A 17,030-nucleotide genomic window follows, 5' to 3' on the forward strand; every position below is an offset into this window, starting at 1 on the left:
CCCCGGCCACCGCCAGCCCGACCCGCTCGAACCATCGAAGGACCCATGGCTACCGAAGGTTTCGTCCGACGCCCCCGCATCGCCCCGCCGCGCGCGCCCGGCGGCGAGGTGGCGTTGACCGCGCCGCCGGAGGTGCCGCGGCCGCTGCCCGCGCCGCTCATGATGAAGCTCATGCCGGTGGTCATGGTGATCGCCATGGTCGGCATGATCGCGATGATGGCGATGATGGGCCGCAACCTGCTCGCCAACCCGTTCATGATGATGTTCCCGCTGATGATGGTCATGTCGATGGTCGGCATGATGGCCGGGTACCGGGGCGGCGGCGGCAAGCGCGCGGTCGAGCTGAACGAGGAGCGCAAGGACTACTTCCGCTACCTCGACCAGATCCGCAGGGAGGTCAGGCGCACCGGGGGCAAGCAGCTGGAGACGCTGGTCTGGAGCCACCCCGACCCGGCCGACCTGCCCTCGCTGGTCGGGACGCGGCGGATGTGGGAGCGCCGCCCCAACGACCCCGACTTCGGGCACGTGCGGGTCGGGATCGGCAGCCACCGCCTCGCCACCAAGCTGGCCCGCCCGGAGACCGGCCCGCTGGAGGACCTGGAGCCGGTCTCCACCGTTGCGCTGCGCCGGTTCGTGCGCACCCACTCGGTGGTGCACACGCTGCCCACCGCGGTCTCGCTGCGCGCCTTCCCCGCGCTGAACATCGAGGGCCCCACCGACGAGGCGCGGATGCTGGTGCGCGCCATGCTCATGGAGCTGGTCACCTTCCACGGCCCCGACCACCTGGCCATCGCCATCGTCTGCGCCGACCCGGACGGGGCGTGGGGCTGGACCAAATGGCTGCCGCACCTGCAGCATCCGAGCCAGCGCGACGGCATGGGCAGCGCCAGGATGCTCTACACCTCGCTCGGCGAGCTGGAGACGGCGCTGCAGGGGGAGCTGCTCGAGCGCGGCCGCTTCATGCGCAACCCGCAGCCGACCCAGGGCAGGCTGCACCTGGTCGTCGTGATCGACGACGGCTACGTGAACGGCGGCGAGCGGCTGATCAGCGAGTCCGGGCTGGACTCGGTCACCGTTCTCGACCTAACCGCCCCCGAGGGCGGGCTCGCCGCCCGCCGCGGCCTGCAACTGCTGGTCGGCAACGGCGACGTCTCCGCGCGCAGCGCGGCGGGGGTGGAGCGGTTCGCCGCCGCCGACGCCGTCGAGGTCGCCGAGGCGGCGGCGCTGGCCCGCGGCCTCGCCCGCTACCGGCTCGCCACCGCGGCGCAGATCGTCAGCCTCGGCGAGGGCTCGGTCTCCGATCCGGGGCTGATGTCGCTGCTCCGCATCCCGGACGCCGCGCAGATCGACCCGGCCCGGGTCTGGCGCCCGCGCACCGCGCGCGAGCGGCTGCGGGTGCCGATCGGCATCACCCCGGACGGCACCCCGGTCGAACTCGATATCAAGGAGTCCGCCGAGAACGGCATGGGCCCGCACGGCCTCTGCATCGGCGCCACCGGCTCCGGCAAATCCGAATTCCTGCGCACGCTGGTGCTCTCGCTGGTCACCACGCACTCCCCGGACGCGCTGAACCTGGTGCTCGTCGACTTCAAGGGCGGCGCGACCTTCCTCGGCCTCGACCCGCTGCCGCACGTCGCGGCGGTGATCACCAACCTGGAGGACGAGCTCGCGCTGGTCGACCGCATGAAGGACGCGCTGGCGGGCGAGATGAACCGGCGCCAGGAGCTGCTCCGCTCGGCGGGCAACTACGCCAACGTCACCGACTACGAGAAGGCGCGCGCCGCCGGGGTGCCGCTCGACCCGCTGCCCGCGCTCTTCATCGTGGTCGACGAGTTCTCCGAGCTGCTCTCGCAGAAGCCGGATTTCGCCGAGCTGTTCGTCATGATCGGCAGGCTCGGCCGCTCGCTGCACGTGCACCTGCTGCTCGCCTCGCAGCGGCTGGAGGAGAACAAGCTGCGCGGCCTGGAGTCGCACCTCTCGTACCGGATCGGGCTGCGCACCTTCTCCGCCAACGAGTCCCGCGCGGTGCTCGGCATCACCGACGCCTACCACCTGCCCAGCGTGCCCGGCTCCGGGTACCTGAAGAGCGACGCCTCGGATCCGCTGCGCTTCAACGCCTCCTACGTCTCCGGGCCGTACGTGGCCCCGCTCGGCGGTGGCGGCGACGAGGGCGGGCCGGTCGCCGGTGGCAGGCCGACGGTCTTCACCGCGGCGGCGGTGGAGATGGCCGAGCCACCCGCCGACGCGCTGCTCGACGACGACCCGCTCGGCCTGCCCCCACCGCCGCCTGCGGGCGCGCGGCCCGAGCTGCCGCCACCGCCCGGCAGGCCGATGCCGGGCGAGGAGGGCGTCCCGGACAGCCTGCTCACCGTGGTGGTCAAGCGGCTCACCGGGCACGGCAGGCCCGCGCACGAGGTCTGGCTGCCGCCGCTGGAGGAGTCGCCGACCGTCGACATGCTGCTGCCCGACCCGGACTGGCGCTCGCCGGTGAACCGGCACGGCCAGCTCTGGATGCCGATCGGCGTCATCGACAAGCCCTACGAGCAGCGCCGTGACGTGCTCACCGTCAGCCTGGCCGGTGCGCAGGGCAACGTGGCCGTCGTCGGCGGCCCGCAGTCCGGCAAGTCGACAACGCTGCGCGCCATCGTGCTGGCCGCCGCGGCCACGCACACCCCCGAACAGGTGCAGTTCTACTGCCTCGACTTCGGCGGCGGCAGCATGGCCGGGCTCGCGGGCATCCCGCACGTCGGCTCGGTCGCGGGCAGGCTCGACGGCGACCGGGTGCGCCGCACCGTCGCCGAGCTGACCACACTCCTGCGGGAGCGCGAGCAGCGCTTCGCCGAGCGCGGGATCGAGTCCATGGTCGACTTCCGGCGGCGCAAATTCGCTGCCGCGCAGCATGTTCCGGAGGGAGCGGCCTCGCCGGGGAACCCGCTCGCCGACGACCGCTTCGGCGACGTCTTCCTGGTGATCGACGGCTGGGCCGTGATCCGCGAGGAGTTCGACTCGCTGGAGTCGCAGATCAACGCCATCGCCGCGCAGGGGCTGTCGTACGGCATCCACCTGGTGATCGGGGCGAACCGCTGGGGCGAGATCCGCCCGGTGGTCAAGGACCAGATCGGCACCAGGCTGGAGCTGCGGCTCGGTGACCCGTCGGACTCGGAGATGGGCAGGCGGGTCGCGCACCAGGTGCCGGTCGGCAAACCCGGCCGCGGCCTCACCCCCGACCACCTGCACATGCTCATCGCGCTGCCCCGGCTCGACTCCGACTCCAACCCCGAGACGGTGGCCGAAGGCGTCACCGCCGCCCGCGCCGGGCTGGAGCTGGTGCACCCGAGGCACCGGGCGCCGCAGGTGCGGATGCTGCCGCAGCAGCTCGACCGCGCCGAGCTGCTCGCCGCCGCCGCGGCGGCCGGGATCGAGCCGAGCCCGACCAGGCTCGTCGTCGGGCTCGGCGAGTCCGCGCTGCAACCGCTGGTCCTCGACTTCGGGGCGGAGCCGCACTTCATGGCCTTCGCCGACGTGGAGTCCGGGAAGACGACGCTGCTGCGCAATATCGCCATGGGCATCGTGGAGAACGCGACGCCGGACGAGGCCAAGATCATCATGATCGACTACCGGCGCACCATGCTCGGCGTGGTCGAGGGCGAGCACCTGGCCGGGTACTCCACCTCCTCGCAGACCTGCGCGCCGATGATCCAGGAGGTCGCCGGGTACCTGAGCAAGCGCATCCCGGACTCCGACATCACCCCGCAGCAGCTGCGCGAGCGCAGCTGGTGGAGCGGGCCGGAGATCTACGTGCTCGTCGACGACTACGACATGGTCGTCACCGGCGGCATCAACCCGTTCGCCACGCTCATGGAGTACTTCCCGCAGGCCCGCGACATCGGGCTGCACTTCGTCGTCACCCGGCGCATGGGCGGCGTCTCTCGCGCGCTCTTCGACCCGATCATCGGCGGGCTGAAGAACCTCTCGGTCGAGACGCTGATCATGAGCGGCTCGCGGGACGAGGGGAAGCTGATCGGCGACGTGCGGCCCATGCGGCTGCCCCCGGGGCGCGGGGTGCTGGTCTCGCGCAGCCGGGAGCAGGAGATGGTGCAGATCGCCTACCTGCCCCCGCTGTAGGGCGAGCCGCGGGGCCTCCGCTCGCGGTTACCCGGTTGCCGGGTGGCGGAGCGCGGGCAGGGTGGTGGGCCAGGTGTCGACCCGGCGCTCGAAGAGCGCGCGGGAGGGGCCGTGGGCGGGTGGGCCCGCGATCCGGGCGAGGTGGAATCCGGCGTCGCGGTAGTAGGCGTGCAGTCCGGCGTTGGTGGTCCAGGCGTCGAGCCGGACCCAGTCCAGGCCGTCGCCGCGGGCGAGGGCGGCGGCGTGCGCGAGCAGCCGGTGCCCGATGCCGTGCCCGGCGAAGGCGGCGTCCACGATCATGAAGTGCGCGATCACCGCCTCGGCGAGCTCGGCGGGCGTCCACAGGTCCCGGTCGGCGCGCCGGTCGACGGTGATCGTGCCCGCCACCTCGCCACCCAGCTCGGCGACCCAGGTGTGGCCGCGCTCGATCGCCCGCCCGGCCGCCCGTGCGAAGGCCGCGATCTCGAGCCCGCGCCCCGCCGCCGTCCACTGGTCCTCGCCGCGCGCGACCAGCCAGCGGGTCCGGCGCAGCCGGAGCAGGCAGAGCAGCGCCAACTCGTCGCGGCGGGCACGCCGGATGAGCAGCGTTCCCGGCCGCACGGCGCGGGCCGGGGCCGGCGCTGTCACGAAGCGGAGGCGGGCACGGGCGACTCCAGGGTGCGGGCGATGACCGCGACCCCGGCCGGGTCGCCCAGCTGGTAGGCGAGCCGGTTGCGGGTGGCGAGGCAGCGGTGCCTGGTCGCCCTGGTGACCCGGCGCTGGTTGGCGCCGATCCGCAGGTGGTCGAGCAGGATGGTGCCGGGCACGATGTTCAGCACCGCCGCCTCGGCCACGCTCGCGGGCCGGGCGGAGACGGTGTCGCGGTGCGCGGTCTCGCCGTGCCCGCGCTCGGCCAGCCTGCGGGTGGTGCCCTCCGGGATGTCGTGCGGCACGTCGGCGCCGATCGCCTCGGCCAGCTCCCGCGCGAAGAAGCTGACCTCCCACGACCACGGCTCGTTGTCCAGGTACTGCACCACCGTGCGGGCCATCACCCAGGAATCCGGCGCCACCCCGAGCCAGCCGCCGACCTCGGCGCCCGCGGGCTCCATCCGCGCGCTGAACTCCTTCGCCGGCTCGCGCCCCGCCGCCCGCGCGATCTCGGAGAAGATGTCGTGCGCCGAGCGCGGCCGGTCCGGGCGGATGTGGTCGGTGACCACCGATTCCAGGATCTCCCGGCTGCGCACGATGGTGCCGCGCGAGGTCGCCGTGTACACCAGGTTCTCGGTGACGAGCACCTGGATGGCGTGGCGCGCGGTGGTGATCGAGACGCCCATGCGCTCGGCCAGCTCGACGTGGCTGGGTAAGCGGTCGCCCGGCTGCCAGGTGCCGCCCCGGATCTGCTCGCGCAGCAGGTCGGCGATGCGCTGGTAGGTCGGGCCGTCCGCCATCGGGCTCCCTCGGTGCTGGGCAACAGTGTGGTTACACGCTTGTCGATGGCATCGCATACCCATCGGTCTTCCGAGTAAAACCATCGGCCGACAAGGAATTTCGGCCGAACCGCCGCTGCATAACGCTTCGGAAACGGGCTCCGGTCGCGGGCGGGGCTTCGCTTGACAGGGTCTTTCTGAGGTTTAGTGTAATGAACGTTCTGAACGTTCTGATCCGGTGTTGTGCGGCGATGACTGCGAGGCAACGTGGCAGGTTCGGATAGTTCTACGGTCGTGAAGACCTTTCCCGGTGCGGCCAGGGGTGCCGATCCGGGGGATCGGGCCTCGGAAACGGGGCAGCTACCTTTTTCCGATCTCCTTCTCCGTGCGCTGCGGGGGCATCGGGTGGTGGGCGGACCGCTGCTCTGGTTCGCCCGCGACCTGGCGGTGCTGCACGAGCGGCGCATCGGCCCCGGCGGCCCGGAGTCGCCGATCGCGTCGGCGGCGCTGCTCGAGATCGATCGCCGCAGAGGCGAACTCGTAATGGCGATCGACGACTGGGTGGCGCGCAGCGTGCCCGAGCACCGGCTCGGCGCGACCCTGCACACCGAGACCATCGGCGCGGTGATCGACCGCCTCGCCGAGTCCTCGGTGCGCGCGCACCGCGCGCTGATGAGCCTCGACGCCGACGACGACCGGCTGCACAGCGCCTGGCACCACCTGGCCGAGCTGAGCGACGGCTACGACGACCTGGTGCGCGACGTGCTCGAGGGCAGGCGCAGGCTCCCGGAGTGGTGAGGGCCCGCGCGGCGCGGGCTCAGCCGCGGAAGACGGCGAACTCGTCGGCCACCGTCGCCGCGAGCTCGACGTAGGCCCGCTTGGTGTTCTTGTGCAGGCGGTGCAGGTCGATCTCCGCGCCCTCGGAGAGGTGCCCGTCGTAGGGGATGATGTGCACCGCGCGGCAGCGCGACAGGAAGTACTCGCGCAGGTGCTGCACCCCGACCGTCGGCGACCCCTCGCGCGGCAGGTTGATCACCACCACCGCATTGCGCACCAGGTGGTCGTGGCCGTGCAGGGAGAGCCAGTCCAGGGTGGCCGCCGCGCTGCGCGCGCCGTCGATGGCGGCCGACGAGATCAGCACCAGCGAGTGCGCCGTGTCAAGCACGCCGGTCATGGCCGAGTGCATGAGGCCGGTGCCGCAGTCGGTCAGGATGATGTTGTAGAAGCGCTGCAGGATCCGCGCGACCGCGCGGTACTCCTCGTCGCTGAACGCCTCGGACGCCGCCGGGTCGCGCTCGCTCGCCAGCACCTCGAGCCGCGAGGTGGCCTGCGAGGTGTGCCTGCGGACGTCGGAGTAGCGCTGGATCGCGGGGTCGAGCAGCAGGTCGCGCACGGTCGAGCGGGTCTGCAGCGGCACCCGCTGGGAGAGCGTGCCGAAATCCGGGTTGGCGTCGACCGCGATCACCCGGTCGCCGCGGATCGAGGCGAAGATCGAGCCGAGCCCCATGGTGGTCGTCGTCTTGCCGACGCCGCCCTTCAGCGAGAGCACCGCGATCCGGTAGTCGCCGCGGACCGGCTGCCGGATCCGGGCCACCAGCTCCTGCAGGCGGCGCTCCTCGGCCGACATGCCCGGGTTGATGGCGCCACCGGAGACGTGGTGCACGGCCTTGCGCCAGCCGCTGCCCGGCGACTTCTTGGCCCGGCGCATGGGCACGTCGTCCAGGGAGGGGGGCGGGGTGGAGCCGTAGACGTTCGGCGGGGTGGCGTTGACCTGCCTGCCTGGCTGGAACTGGTGCTGGCCCGGGCCGGGGCCGTACGGCGGAAAGTTGTTCCCGGGTGGCTGATTCGGCCCGGGGCCGAACTGGTTCGGGTCGCCACTGTACGGCGGAGCCTGGTTCGCGAGCGGGTGGTTCGGGTCGGAGCGGTACTGCGCGGCCGGAAAGTGATGCGGCGGCGGTTGATTCGGTCCGGGCCGGTTCGGGTCCTGGCCGTATGCCGGGGGAGGCTGATCCGGGCTCGAGCCGTGCTGCGGCGGAACCTGGTTCGCGAGCGGCTGATTCGGCTCCGACCGGTACTGCTGGTTCACCGGGAGCAGGTTCGGATCGCCGTACTGCTGGGGCGCCGGGTTCGCACCGGGACCGTAGGGCGCATCGCTCGTCGGAGCGGAGCCGTAGGGGGCAGGTGGTTGGTTCGCGGGCCCGGTGCCGTAGGGGGAGGGCGGCTGATTCGTCGGCGCGGTGCTGTAGGGCTGCGGCGACGGGGCGGGCAGCGGTGCGGCAGAGCCGTTCCCGGTGGGCGGGGTCGGGTAGGCGGTGGGCGCGGCGTGCGGGGGAGCGGGCGGGTAGAGCGGGCCCGCCGCGGGCACGTCGAATTGCTGCGGTGCCACCGGGATGCTCGGCGCGGAGCGGTAGGCCGATGGGTCCGGTTCCGGCGCGGGCGCCTCCGGTGCGCGCTCCGGCTGTTCGGCCTGCGCGGGGCCGTAGGGCACGCCGCCGTTGCCGGTCGGCCCCTGCCACGGCGGCACGCTGCCACCGGTGGCCGGGGCTACCGGGGCGCGCGGCGGGAGCACGTCGGGTGTGCCGATCTGCCCGCGCTCCAGCGGCTCGTCCGGAGCGGGCTGCACCTCGGGCTCGGCATCCCGGTGCAGCGCGGAGAGCCCCTCGCGGAACCCGGCCAGATCGCGGTGCGGAGCGGCCTCTTCCAGCTCGTCGTCCGCGGTGTTGCTCGGCACGGGCAGCCGCTCCGGCGGTGGCGGCAGTTCGGGCCGCGCCCTGCGGCGCTCCCTGACCGCCGCCGTCTCGCGCAATCCGCCCGCGGCGCTCGCCACCGCGCCGAGCGGCTGGAAGGCGCTCGACGGCACCGAAGGGTTGCGAGTCGGCAGCGTCGGCCGCGGGCTCTCCTCCGGCGCGACCGCGCCGGTGCGCGGATCCCGCAGCGCCTCGTCGCCCGGCCCGGCCTCCACGAGTTCGTGCCGCGCCCGCCCGTTCCGATCGTCGCTCGGAAGACTCTCCGCGGGCCCGAAATCACTCCGATGCCCCAGCACATCCGTCGACGCCTGCGGCACGGAGAACTCCGCCTCGAACTCGCCACGCCCCGACGCCTGCGGCACGGAGAGCTCTGCCTCGAACTCGCCACTGCCCGGCGCCTGCTGCTCGCCGAAGCCGAACTCGTCACTCCCCGAAGCGAACCCGGCCCGCTGCCCGAGCCCGGCTCCACCGTCTACCGGCGCACTCTCCCCGGGCCGCGCTTCGTAACCACCGTCCCCCGGCGCGAACTCCGCCTGCCGCGCTCCGTAGCCTTCCCGGCCGTTCCCGCCCTGCCGCGGCTCGAAAAGCTCCGAATCGCCCGCGGATTCCGCACGCCCGACGCCCCACCGCTCCGGCCGCTCGCCCGCCCGCCCCTCGGACTCGACCTGCTCGTCGACGGCAGCGGGCGCCTCGTCCCCGCGCCGCCAACCACGCCGCCGCTTCTCCCGCCGCCCGACCTCGGGCCGCTCCCCCTCGGGGGCGCGACCGCGGAACCGGGAGCGGCGCGGCGCGGGTGCGTCGTCGTCGGACGGCAGGTTCTGCACGGGTGCTTCGTAGCCGACCTGCGTGACTTCGCTCTCCGAGAGCCACGGCGGCAGCATGGGGAGGCCGTCGTCGTTGCGGCTCACCTGTCCCCCTCGATGTGCTGGACCGTTTCGCTGGACTCGGGCGTCAGTTTACGGGACCGGCCGGGCGCGGCGCGGAAGGGGCGATTTTGCCTGATCGGCGGCCCCTCGGTATCCTGGGAAGACGGTGCGCCTACAGGCATGCGTTCACCCGGGAACATTCGATCCGTTTTCGACGTTCGATTGTTCGCTGGTGCTCGGACGGTGCGGTGCAGGCGCCGGTAGGACCAGAGCAGTAATCACACCAGGTTGAGCGTAACCGGGATCGCGGAGGACATGGCGAAAAAAGACGGGGCCATCGAGGTCGAGGGTCGGGTTGTCGAGCCGCTGCCGAATGCGATGTTCCGGATCGAGCTCGAGAACGGACACAAGGTTCTCGCGCACATCAGCGGGAAGATGCGGCAGCACTACATCCGCATCCTTCCCGAGGATCGGGTGGTCGTCGAGCTGTCGCCGTACGACCTGTCCCGCGGCCGGATCGTCTACCGCTACAAGTGACGGGCTCGCCCCGCGAGCACGAAGGAAGCTTCCCCAGCCGTCGGGCTGGGGAAAAGTTGTGTCCACACACCGTGGGCCACAGTAAGAGATTGGACGGACGTGAAGGTTCAGCCGAGCGTCAAGAAGATCTGCGAGAAGTGCAAGGTGATCCGCCGGCACGGGCGGGTCATGGTGATCTGCGAGAACCTGCGGCACAAGCAGCGTCAGGGCTGACACCACCGAGCACCGATCGCTGATCGGGCTTGACCGAAGAAACTCCCAGCGCCAGCCACACGCTTGGGAACGGGTGGGTCGTGAGATCCACCCGGGCGTGTGCGCTCACCACCGGAACGGAGGCCGGTGCCCCAGACGAGGGGATGGACAGGGAGCAGACCTCCGCAACATTAAGGAACCTGCCAGATGGCACGTCTCATGGGCGTTGATCTCCCGCGCGAAAAGCGCATGGAGATCGCGCTGACCTACATTTTCGGCATCGGCCGTACCCGTTCCCACGAGATCCTCGCCGCCACCGGGGTCAGCCCCGACCTGCGGTCGAAGGATCTGAGCGACGACGACCTGACCCGGCTCCGCGATTACATCGAGGCCTCCGACCTCAAGGTCGAGGGCGACCTGCGCCGCGAGGTGCAGGCCGATATCCGCCGCAAGATCGAGATCGGCTGCTACCAGGGCATCCGGCATCGTCGCGGCCTGCCCGTGCGGGGCCAGCGCACCAAGACCAACGCGCGCACTCGTAAGGGTCCGAAGAAGACCGTCGCCGGTAAGAAGAAGTAAGGGAACCGATGCCTCCGAAGAGCCGGGCCTCGGGCCCGAAGAAGTCCCAGAAGGCGCGTCGCAGGGAAAAGAAGAACATCCCGCACGCCCACGCGCACATCAAGAGCACGTTCAACAACACGATCGTGTCGATCACCGACCCCAGCGGCAACGTCATCTCCTGGGCGTCGTCGGGCCACGTCGGGTTCAAGGGCTCGCGCAAGTCGACCCCGTTCGCCGCCCAGCTGGCCGCCGAGAACGCTGCCCGCAAGGCGCAGGAGAACGGCGTCAAGAAGGTCGACGTGTTCGTCAAGGGCCCGGGCTCGGGCCGCGAGACCGCGATCCGTTCGCTGCAGGCCGCAGGCCTGGAAGTCGGCACGATCTCCGATGTCACCCCGCAGCCGCACAACGGCTGCCGTCCGCCCAAGCGGCGTCGCGTCTAATAGCGGGAAAGGAAGTAGAACGACATGGCCCGTTATACCGGACCCATCACCCGCAAGTCGCGGCGTCTCCGCGTCGACCTGGTCGGCGGCGACAAAGCCTTCGAGCGGCGCCCCTACCCGCCCGGCCAGCACGGCCGGGCGCGGATCAAGGAGAGCGAGTACCTGCTCCAGCTGCAGGAGAAGCAGAAGGCCCGCTTCTCCTACGGCGTCATGGAGAAGCAGTTCCGCCGCTACTACGAAGAGGCGAACCGCCAGAAGGGCAAGACGGGTGACAACCTGCTCCGCCTGCTGGAGACCCGCCTCGACAACGTCGTGTACCGCGCAGGCATCGCGCGCACCCGCCGGCAGGCCCGTCAGCTCGTGAGCCACGGCCACTTCCTGGTCAACGGCATCAAGGTCGACGTGCCCAGCTACCGCGTGAGCCAGTACGACATCATCGATGTCAAGGAGAAGTCGCTCCCGACGCTGCCCTTCCAGGTGGCGCGCGAGACCGTCGGCGACCGGCCCCTCCCGGGCTGGCTGCAGGTGCTCCCGGGCCGGCTGCGGATCCTGATCCACCAGGAGCCGGAGCGCGCCCAGATCGATGTGCCGCTGCAGGAACAGCTGATCGTCGAGTACTACTCGAAGTAGGTCAGCGCTGCTGGTGCGTGGCCGCCGTCCGCGGCGGCCACGCGCAACACCCCCACCACGAGGCGTCAAATAGCGGGCGCCCACACAGGAGGATCCCATGCTGATTTCCCAGCGTCCGACGCTGACCGAAGAGGTCGTGGCGGAGAACCGCTCGAGGTTCACCATCGAACCGCTCGAGCCGGGCTTCGGCTACACCCTCGGCAACTCGCTGCGCCGTACCCTGCTGTCCTCGATCCCGGGGGCCGCGGTCACGAGCATCCGCATCGACGGCGTGCTCCACGAGTTCACCACCGTCCCCGGGGTGAAGGAGGATGTCACCGACATCATCCTGAACCTCAAGGGCCTGGTCGTGTCCTCGGAGGAGGACGAGCCGGTGACGATGTACGTCCGCAAGCAGGGCCCGGGCACCGTCACCGCCGGTGACATCGTGCCCCCGGCGGGTGTCGTCGTACACAACCCGGACATGCACATCGCCACCCTGAACGACAAGGGCAAGCTCGAGATCGAGCTGGTCGTCGAGCGGGGCCGCGGCTACGTGCCCGCCGTGCAGAACAAGGCGTCCGGCGCGGAGATCGGCCGGATCCCGGTCGATTCGATCTACTCGCCGGTGCTCAAGGTGACCTACAAGGTCGAGGCCACCCGCGTCGAGCAGCGCACCGACTTCGACCGGCTCGTCCTCGACGTCGAGACCAAGAACTCCATCACCGCGCGGGACGCGCTCGCTTCGGCGGGCAAGACCCTGGTCGAGCTCTTCGGCCTGGCCCGCGAGCTGAACGTGGAGGCCGAGGGCATCGAGATCGGGCCGTCGCCCGCCGAGGCGGATCACATCGCCTCGTTCGGGCTGCCGATCGAGGACCTGGATCTCACCGTCCGCTCCTACAACTGCCTCAAGCGTGAGGGTGTGCACACGGTGGGCGAGCTCGTCGCCCGCACCGAGTCGGATCTGCTCGACATCCGCAACTTCGGCCAGAAGTCCATCGACGAGGTCAAGGTCAAGCTGCACGCGCTCGGCCTCTCGCTGAAGGACAGCCCGGCCTCGTTCGACCCGTCCTCCGTGGTCGGGTACGACGCGAACACCGGGACCTGGAGCGACAGCGGAACGTTCACCGACACCGACGGCGGCGAGCAGGACTACGCCGAGACCGAACAGCTCTAGGTCCGCGGGGAGGCATCCCCGGCTGCGGCCTCTCATAAGGAGTAATTCTCATGCCCAAGCCCAAGAAGGGTGCTCGCTTCGGCGGGTCGGCGTCGCACCAGAAGGCGATCTTCGCCAACCTGGCGACGGCGCTCTTCGAGCACGGTCGGATCACGACCACCGAATCCAAGGCCAAGGCGCTGCGGCCGTACGCCGAGAAGCTGGTCACCAAGGCGAAGGGCGGCACCCTCGCCGACCGTCGCGAGGTGCTCAAGGTGATCCGGAACAAGACCGTCGTGCACGAGCTGTTCGCCACGATCGGCCCGTCGTTCGAGGGTCGCGAAGGCGGCTACACCCGCATCACCAAGACGCTGCCGCGCAAGGGCGACAACGCCCCCATGGCCGTGATCGAGCTGGTCCGGGAGAAGACCGTGTCCAACGAGGCCGATCGCGCTCGCCGCGTGGCCTCCTCCAAGAAGGCCGAGCCGGTCGCCGAGGCGCCTGCCGTCGAGGAGACCGAGGTCGAGGAGACCGAGACCGAGGCCGCCGAGGCGCCCGAGGCCGAGGTTGCCGAAGCTGAGGCCGCCGAGGACAAGGCCGCCGAGGACAAGAAGGAATCCTGAGCTGACTCCGGATTCCGGCGACGAGCCCGTCACCCGCGAGGGGGGCGGGCTCGTTCGCGTGCGGCTCGACATCGCCTACGACGGGACCGAGTTCACCGGGTGGGCTCGGCAGCCCGGGCTGCGGACCGTGCAGGGGGTGCTGGAGGAGTCGCTGAGCAAGGTTTTCCGCTCGCCGGTTCAGCTCACCGTGGCGGGGCGCACCGATGCGGGGGTGCACGCGGAGGGGCAGGTCGCGCACTTCGACACCGCCGGGGAGTTCGACGGGGCCAAGCTGGTGCATCGGCTGGCTCGGTTCCTGCCCAAGGATGTTCGGGTCACCGGTGCCCGGCTCGCGCCCGCGGATTTCGATGCTCGGTTCTCCGCTGTGCGGCGGCACTACGTCTATCGGCTGACCACCGCGCCGTACGGTGCCGATCCGCTCGCCGCGCGCGGGGTGGTGGCCGCCAAGGGCGGCCTCGATGTGGAGGCCATGCGTGTGGCCTCGCGGAAATTGCTTGGCCTCAACGATTTCGCGGCCTTCTGCAAGCGGCGCGAGGGGGCGACCACGGTGCGGGAGTTGCAGCGCTACGACTGGGAGCACTCCGGGTACGCGCTCACCGCTTTCGTCAGCGCCGATGCTTTCTGCTGGTCCATGGTGCGGAGTCTGGTCGGCGCGGTGCTGGCTGTGGGGGAGGGGCGGCGGACGCCCGAGTGGGTCGGGAGTCTGCTGCTCGAGCGGGAGCGGTCCAGTTCGATCACCGTCGCCCCGGCGCACGGGCTCAGCCTTGTCGCCGTCGACTACCCCGCCGACGCGGATCTCGCCGCGCGCAACGCGCAGACCCGGGAGATGCGCACCGTGCCCGGGCCGGGGTGCTGCGGCGGCTGATCTCGCATCCGCCTCCGGCGGCTCGACTGATTTTCGCGCTGGGCGACTTGCTCGTGGCCGCGCGCGGATTGGGCTCGTCTCAGAAACAAGTCGAGCCGCCGGAGGCGGATGCGAGAGTAGCGGCACCGGCCTCCGGCTCAGGAGCGGACGAGGCGGGCTATGGCGTCGGTCGCCTCTTTGATCTTCGCCTCCGCTTCCGGGCCGCCCGCGACGGCGGCGTCGACGACGCAGTGGCTGATGTGGTCCTCGAGCAGCCCGACCGCCACCGCCTGCAGCGCCTTCGTCATGGCGGAGACCTGGGTGAGGATGTCGATGCAGTACTTCTCCTCCTCGACCATCCGCTGCAGCCCGCGCGCCTGGCCCTCGATGCGGCGCAGCCGCTTGAGGTAGTCGTCCTTCGCGGTGATGTAGCCGTGCCCGGTGTGGTCGTGCTCGCGGCTGGCGTCGGTCACCGGCCCTCCTCATCTGGTTCGATACCCCCCAAGGGTACAGCAACCACCGGCTCGGCCGCCCGGTTCGCGACCGCGAGACCGGCCACCACCAGCACCGATCCGACCAGCTGCACCGGCGTCACCGCCTCGCCGAGCAACAGCCAGGAGAGCCCGACCGCGAAGAGCACCTCGCTCAACAGCACCAGCGACATCAGCGTGGCGCCGAGCCGGGCGGCGCCCGCGACCCCGCACAGGTAGGCGAGCACCGTGCTCACCAGGACGAGCAGGGTGAGCGCGAGCGGCACCGGCAGCTCCCGGTGGTCCATGAGCGCGGTGCCCGCGCCGACGACCAGCGGCAGCGCCCCGATTCCGGCGAGCAGCCAGGTGGTCAGCGCCGCGACGGTGAGCCCGGAGCCGAGCAGCGCGACCGGGCTGAGCCGCGCCGTACTGCGCTCGGAGAGCAGGAAGAAGACCGCGTTGCCGATCATCGAGAGCCCGGCCCAGGCCAGCCCGGCCGGATCCGGGCTGCCCGCGCCGAAGACCTGGACCACCAGCGCGGCACCGGCCAGCGTCACCGCCGCGCCGGCCAGCGTTCCGGTGCTCGGCCGCCTGCGCCCGACCACCCAGTGCCAGGCGATCACCACCACCGGCGCCAGGAACTGGATCATCAATGTCACAGCTACCTGCAGCGTTGCCAGCGAGAGGAAGAACGACGCCTGCACCCCGGCCACCCCGATGGCGCCGAACGGAACGACGGTGCGCAGCTCGCGGCGGCCCGCCCACAGCCCCCGCGGGTCGGCGAAGACCGCGAGCAGCAGCATGACCGCGGCGGCCCCGGTGAGCCGCACCGCGAGCACCGCCCCCGCCGACCAGCCCGCGCCGAGCACCGCCTTCACCAGCGGCCCGGAGGCCGCGAAGGCCAGTCCGGAGGCCACCGTCAACCACACGCCGAGCGCTGCCCGCGACATCACAGCGCCCATCCTGCCGCCCTCCGCGCTCGCCCGACCGGTCGGATGTGATTCACCCATCCGGCCCCGCCCGCCCGCGCCGCGCCGCCGCCACGGAGAATCGAGCCATGACTTCGGACCGCAGGCCCGCCCTCGCCGTCATCGGTGGCAGCGGGTTCTACGACTTCTTCGACGGCGCCGCCGAGCAGCTCGAGGTGCAGACCCCCTACGGCGCGCCGAGCGCGCCGATCGCGGTCGGCGAGGTGGCCGGCAGGCCGGTCGCCTTCCTGCCGCGGCACGGCGCGAAGCACGAGTTCGCGCCGCACACCCTGCCGTACCGGGCCAACCTCTGGGCGCTGCGTGCGCTCGGCGTGCGCCGGATCTTCGCGCCCTGCGCGGTGGGCAGCCTGCGCGCCGACTGGGGGCCGGGCACCGTCGTGGTGCCGGACCAGCTGGTCGACCGCACCTCCGGCCGCGAGCAGACCTACTTCGACGGCGGCGGCGTGCACGTCTCGTTCGCCGACCCGTACTGCGACGAGCTGCGCGGTGCCGCGGCGAAGTCCGAGGTGGCGGGGTTGCCGCTGCGGTCGGGCGGCACCGTGGTCGTGGTGCAGGGCGCCCGCTTCTCCACCCGCGCCGAGAGCCGCTGGTTCGCCGCGCAGGGCTGGGACCTGGTCAATATGACCGGCTACCCGGAAGCGGTGCTCGCCCGCGAACTGGAGATGTGCTACGCCGCGGTGGCCCTGGTGACCGACCTGGACGCCGGGCTGGCAGAGGGCGACGGCGTGCACGCGGTCGACGTCTTCGCCGAGTTCGAGCGGAACCTGGTGCCGTTCAAGGAGCTCGTCCGGCGCGCGGTTGCCGCCACCGATGGCACCGATACCTGCCCCCGCTGCCGGGCGCACGACGGTGTCACGCTCCCCTTCGAGCTGCCGTGAGCGGCGTGCACAGACTCGGGCGGGCGCAGTCGCCGCTGCGGCTCGAGGTGATCGTCGGCAGTGTCCGGGCCGGTCGGTTCGCGCCGACCGTGGCGGACTGGTTCCTGCGCACGGTCCGGGCGAACCCCGATTTCGACACCGGGACGCTGGATCTCGCCGAGTTCCCGCTGCCGCAGGATCTCTCCGAGAACGACGCGGTGCGGCTCTTCCGGAGCAGGCTGGTCGCCGCCGATGCCTTCGTGCTGGTCACCTCCGAGTACAACCACGGCTACCCGGCCGCGCTCAAGAACGCGATCGACAGCGCCAAGCACGAGTGGCGCGGCAAGCCGGTCGGCTTCGTCTCCTACGGCGGCGTCTCCGGCGGCCTGCGCGCGGTCGAGCAGCTGCGCCAGGTGGTGGCCGAGGTACACATGGTCTCGGTTCGCGAGTCGGTGAGCTTCCACCGGGTCAGGGGGCAGTTCGGCGCCGAGGGCGAGACCGCCGACGGCGCCGCGATCGACGGCGCGGGCCGGATGCTGCGGCAGCTGAGCTGGTGGGGCCGGGCCCTGCGCACCGCGCGGGATGCCGACCCGTATCCCGGCTGAGCG

Annotated in this window: 17 protein-coding genes; 12 read left to right on the forward strand and 5 right to left on the reverse strand. The window is 71.5% G+C overall.

Annotation, left to right across the window (positions count from 1 at the left end; all coding sequences use genetic code 11):
- The first annotated feature begins 45 nt into the window (after window positions 1–45).
- Window positions 46–4,125: a type VII secretion protein EccCa gene (eccCa, locus tag LTT61_RS22695; RefSeq protein WP_233016083.1), complete on the forward strand. Its 4,080-nt coding sequence runs from the start codon at window positions 46–48 to the stop codon at window positions 4,123–4,125.
- A gap of 27 nt (window positions 4,126–4,152) precedes the next feature.
- On the opposite strand, the gene LTT61_RS22700 is transcribed toward eccCa, so the two are convergent.
- Together LTT61_RS22700 and LTT61_RS22705 are read right to left on the reverse strand one after the other, a co-directional pair.
- Window positions 4,153–4,752 (reverse strand): GNAT family N-acetyltransferase, encoded by a 600-nt coding sequence (locus tag LTT61_RS22700; RefSeq protein ID WP_233016084.1) that lies wholly within the window; start codon window positions 4,750–4,752, stop codon window positions 4,153–4,155.
- Complete coding sequence (locus tag LTT61_RS22705; protein WP_233016085.1) at window positions 4,749–5,552, reverse strand: GntR family transcriptional regulator; 804 nt, start codon at window positions 5,550–5,552, stop codon at window positions 4,749–4,751. Before LTT61_RS22705 ends, LTT61_RS22700 begins: the two co-directional genes overlap by 4 nt.
- 384 nt (window positions 5,553–5,936) lie before the next feature.
- Between LTT61_RS22705 and LTT61_RS22710 the strand changes: the two genes are divergently transcribed.
- The gene (locus LTT61_RS22710; protein WP_233016086.1) at window positions 5,937–6,329 is read left to right on the forward strand and encodes a DUF4254 domain-containing protein; all 393 of its coding nucleotides are present in this window, start codon (window positions 5,937–5,939) and stop codon (window positions 6,327–6,329) included.
- Between the two features lie 19 nt (window positions 6,330–6,348).
- Here LTT61_RS22710 and LTT61_RS32990 read toward each other — a convergent pair whose 3' ends face one another.
- Window positions 6,349–8,100: an AAA family ATPase gene (locus tag LTT61_RS32990; RefSeq protein ID WP_420094824.1), complete on the reverse strand. Its 1,752-nt coding sequence runs from the start codon at window positions 8,098–8,100 to the stop codon at window positions 6,349–6,351.
- 1,359 nt (window positions 8,101–9,459) lie between these two features.
- On the opposite strand from LTT61_RS32990, the gene infA reads away from it, so the two are divergent.
- From infA to truA, 8 genes are all read left to right on the forward strand, one after another.
- A complete protein-coding gene (gene infA, locus LTT61_RS22720; RefSeq protein ID WP_003418601.1) occupies window positions 9,460–9,681 on the forward strand; it encodes a translation initiation factor IF-1 in 222 nt (73 codons plus the stop codon).
- A 99-nt stretch (window positions 9,682–9,780) separates the two neighbouring features.
- Window positions 9,781–9,894: a 50S ribosomal protein L36 gene (gene rpmJ / locus LTT61_RS22725; RefSeq protein WP_040686659.1), complete on the forward strand. Its 114-nt coding sequence runs from the start codon at window positions 9,781–9,783 to the stop codon at window positions 9,892–9,894.
- Window positions 9,895–10,080: 186 nt separating this feature from the next.
- Window positions 10,081–10,452, forward strand: a complete 372-nt coding sequence (rpsM, locus tag LTT61_RS22730) for a 30S ribosomal protein S13 (RefSeq protein WP_067646720.1) — start codon at window positions 10,081–10,083, stop codon at window positions 10,450–10,452.
- 8 nt (window positions 10,453–10,460) lie between these two features.
- Window positions 10,461–10,874: a 30S ribosomal protein S11 gene (gene rpsK, locus LTT61_RS22735; protein ID WP_233016088.1), complete on the forward strand. Its 414-nt coding sequence runs from the start codon at window positions 10,461–10,463 to the stop codon at window positions 10,872–10,874.
- Window positions 10,875–10,898: 24 nt separating this feature from the next.
- The gene (rpsD, locus tag LTT61_RS22740) at window positions 10,899–11,504 is read left to right on the forward strand and encodes a 30S ribosomal protein S4 (RefSeq protein WP_233016089.1); all 606 of its coding nucleotides are present in this window, start codon (window positions 10,899–10,901) and stop codon (window positions 11,502–11,504) included.
- A gap of 97 nt (window positions 11,505–11,601) precedes the next feature.
- Window positions 11,602–12,660 (forward strand): DNA-directed RNA polymerase subunit alpha, encoded by a 1,059-nt coding sequence (locus LTT61_RS22745; RefSeq protein WP_233016090.1) that lies wholly within the window; start codon window positions 11,602–11,604, stop codon window positions 12,658–12,660.
- A 50-nt stretch (window positions 12,661–12,710) separates the two neighbouring features.
- Window positions 12,711–13,262 (forward strand): 50S ribosomal protein L17, encoded by a 552-nt coding sequence (gene rplQ / locus LTT61_RS22750; protein WP_233016091.1) that lies wholly within the window; start codon window positions 12,711–12,713, stop codon window positions 13,260–13,262.
- A 1-nt stretch (window position 13,263) separates the two neighbouring features.
- The gene (gene truA / locus LTT61_RS22755; protein ID WP_233021145.1) at window positions 13,264–14,127 is read left to right on the forward strand and encodes a tRNA pseudouridine(38-40) synthase TruA; all 864 of its coding nucleotides are present in this window, start codon (window positions 13,264–13,266) and stop codon (window positions 14,125–14,127) included.
- A gap of 137 nt (window positions 14,128–14,264) precedes the next feature.
- On the opposite strand, the gene LTT61_RS22760 is transcribed toward truA, so the two are convergent.
- Both LTT61_RS22760 and LTT61_RS22765 read right to left on the reverse strand, forming a co-directional pair.
- On the reverse strand, window positions 14,265–14,579 hold the full coding sequence (locus LTT61_RS22760; protein WP_269821785.1) for a metal-sensitive transcriptional regulator: 315 nt from the start codon (window positions 14,577–14,579) through the stop codon (window positions 14,265–14,267).
- On the reverse strand, window positions 14,576–15,526 hold the full coding sequence (locus tag LTT61_RS22765; RefSeq protein WP_233016092.1) for a DMT family transporter: 951 nt from the start codon (window positions 15,524–15,526) through the stop codon (window positions 14,576–14,578). The genes LTT61_RS22760 and LTT61_RS22765 overlap by 4 nt, the downstream gene beginning before the upstream one ends.
- Before the next feature lie 107 nt (window positions 15,527–15,633).
- Between LTT61_RS22765 and LTT61_RS22770 the strand changes: the two genes are divergently transcribed.
- Window positions 15,634–16,443 carry an S-methyl-5'-thioadenosine phosphorylase gene (locus tag LTT61_RS22770; protein WP_233016093.1) on the forward strand — a complete coding sequence of 270 codons (810 nt, stop codon included), beginning with the start codon at window positions 15,634–15,636 and terminating at the stop codon, window positions 16,441–16,443.
- Window positions 16,440–17,027, forward strand: a complete 588-nt coding sequence (locus LTT61_RS22775) for an NADPH-dependent FMN reductase (protein ID WP_233016094.1) — start codon at window positions 16,440–16,442, stop codon at window positions 17,025–17,027. Before LTT61_RS22770 ends, LTT61_RS22775 begins: the two co-directional genes overlap by 4 nt.
- Window positions 17,028–17,030: the final 3 nt, after the last annotated feature.

The organism is Nocardia asteroides (assembly GCF_021183625.1).
GTDB classification, from domain to species: domain Bacteria; phylum Actinomycetota; class Actinomycetes; order Mycobacteriales; family Mycobacteriaceae; genus Nocardia; species Nocardia asteroides_A.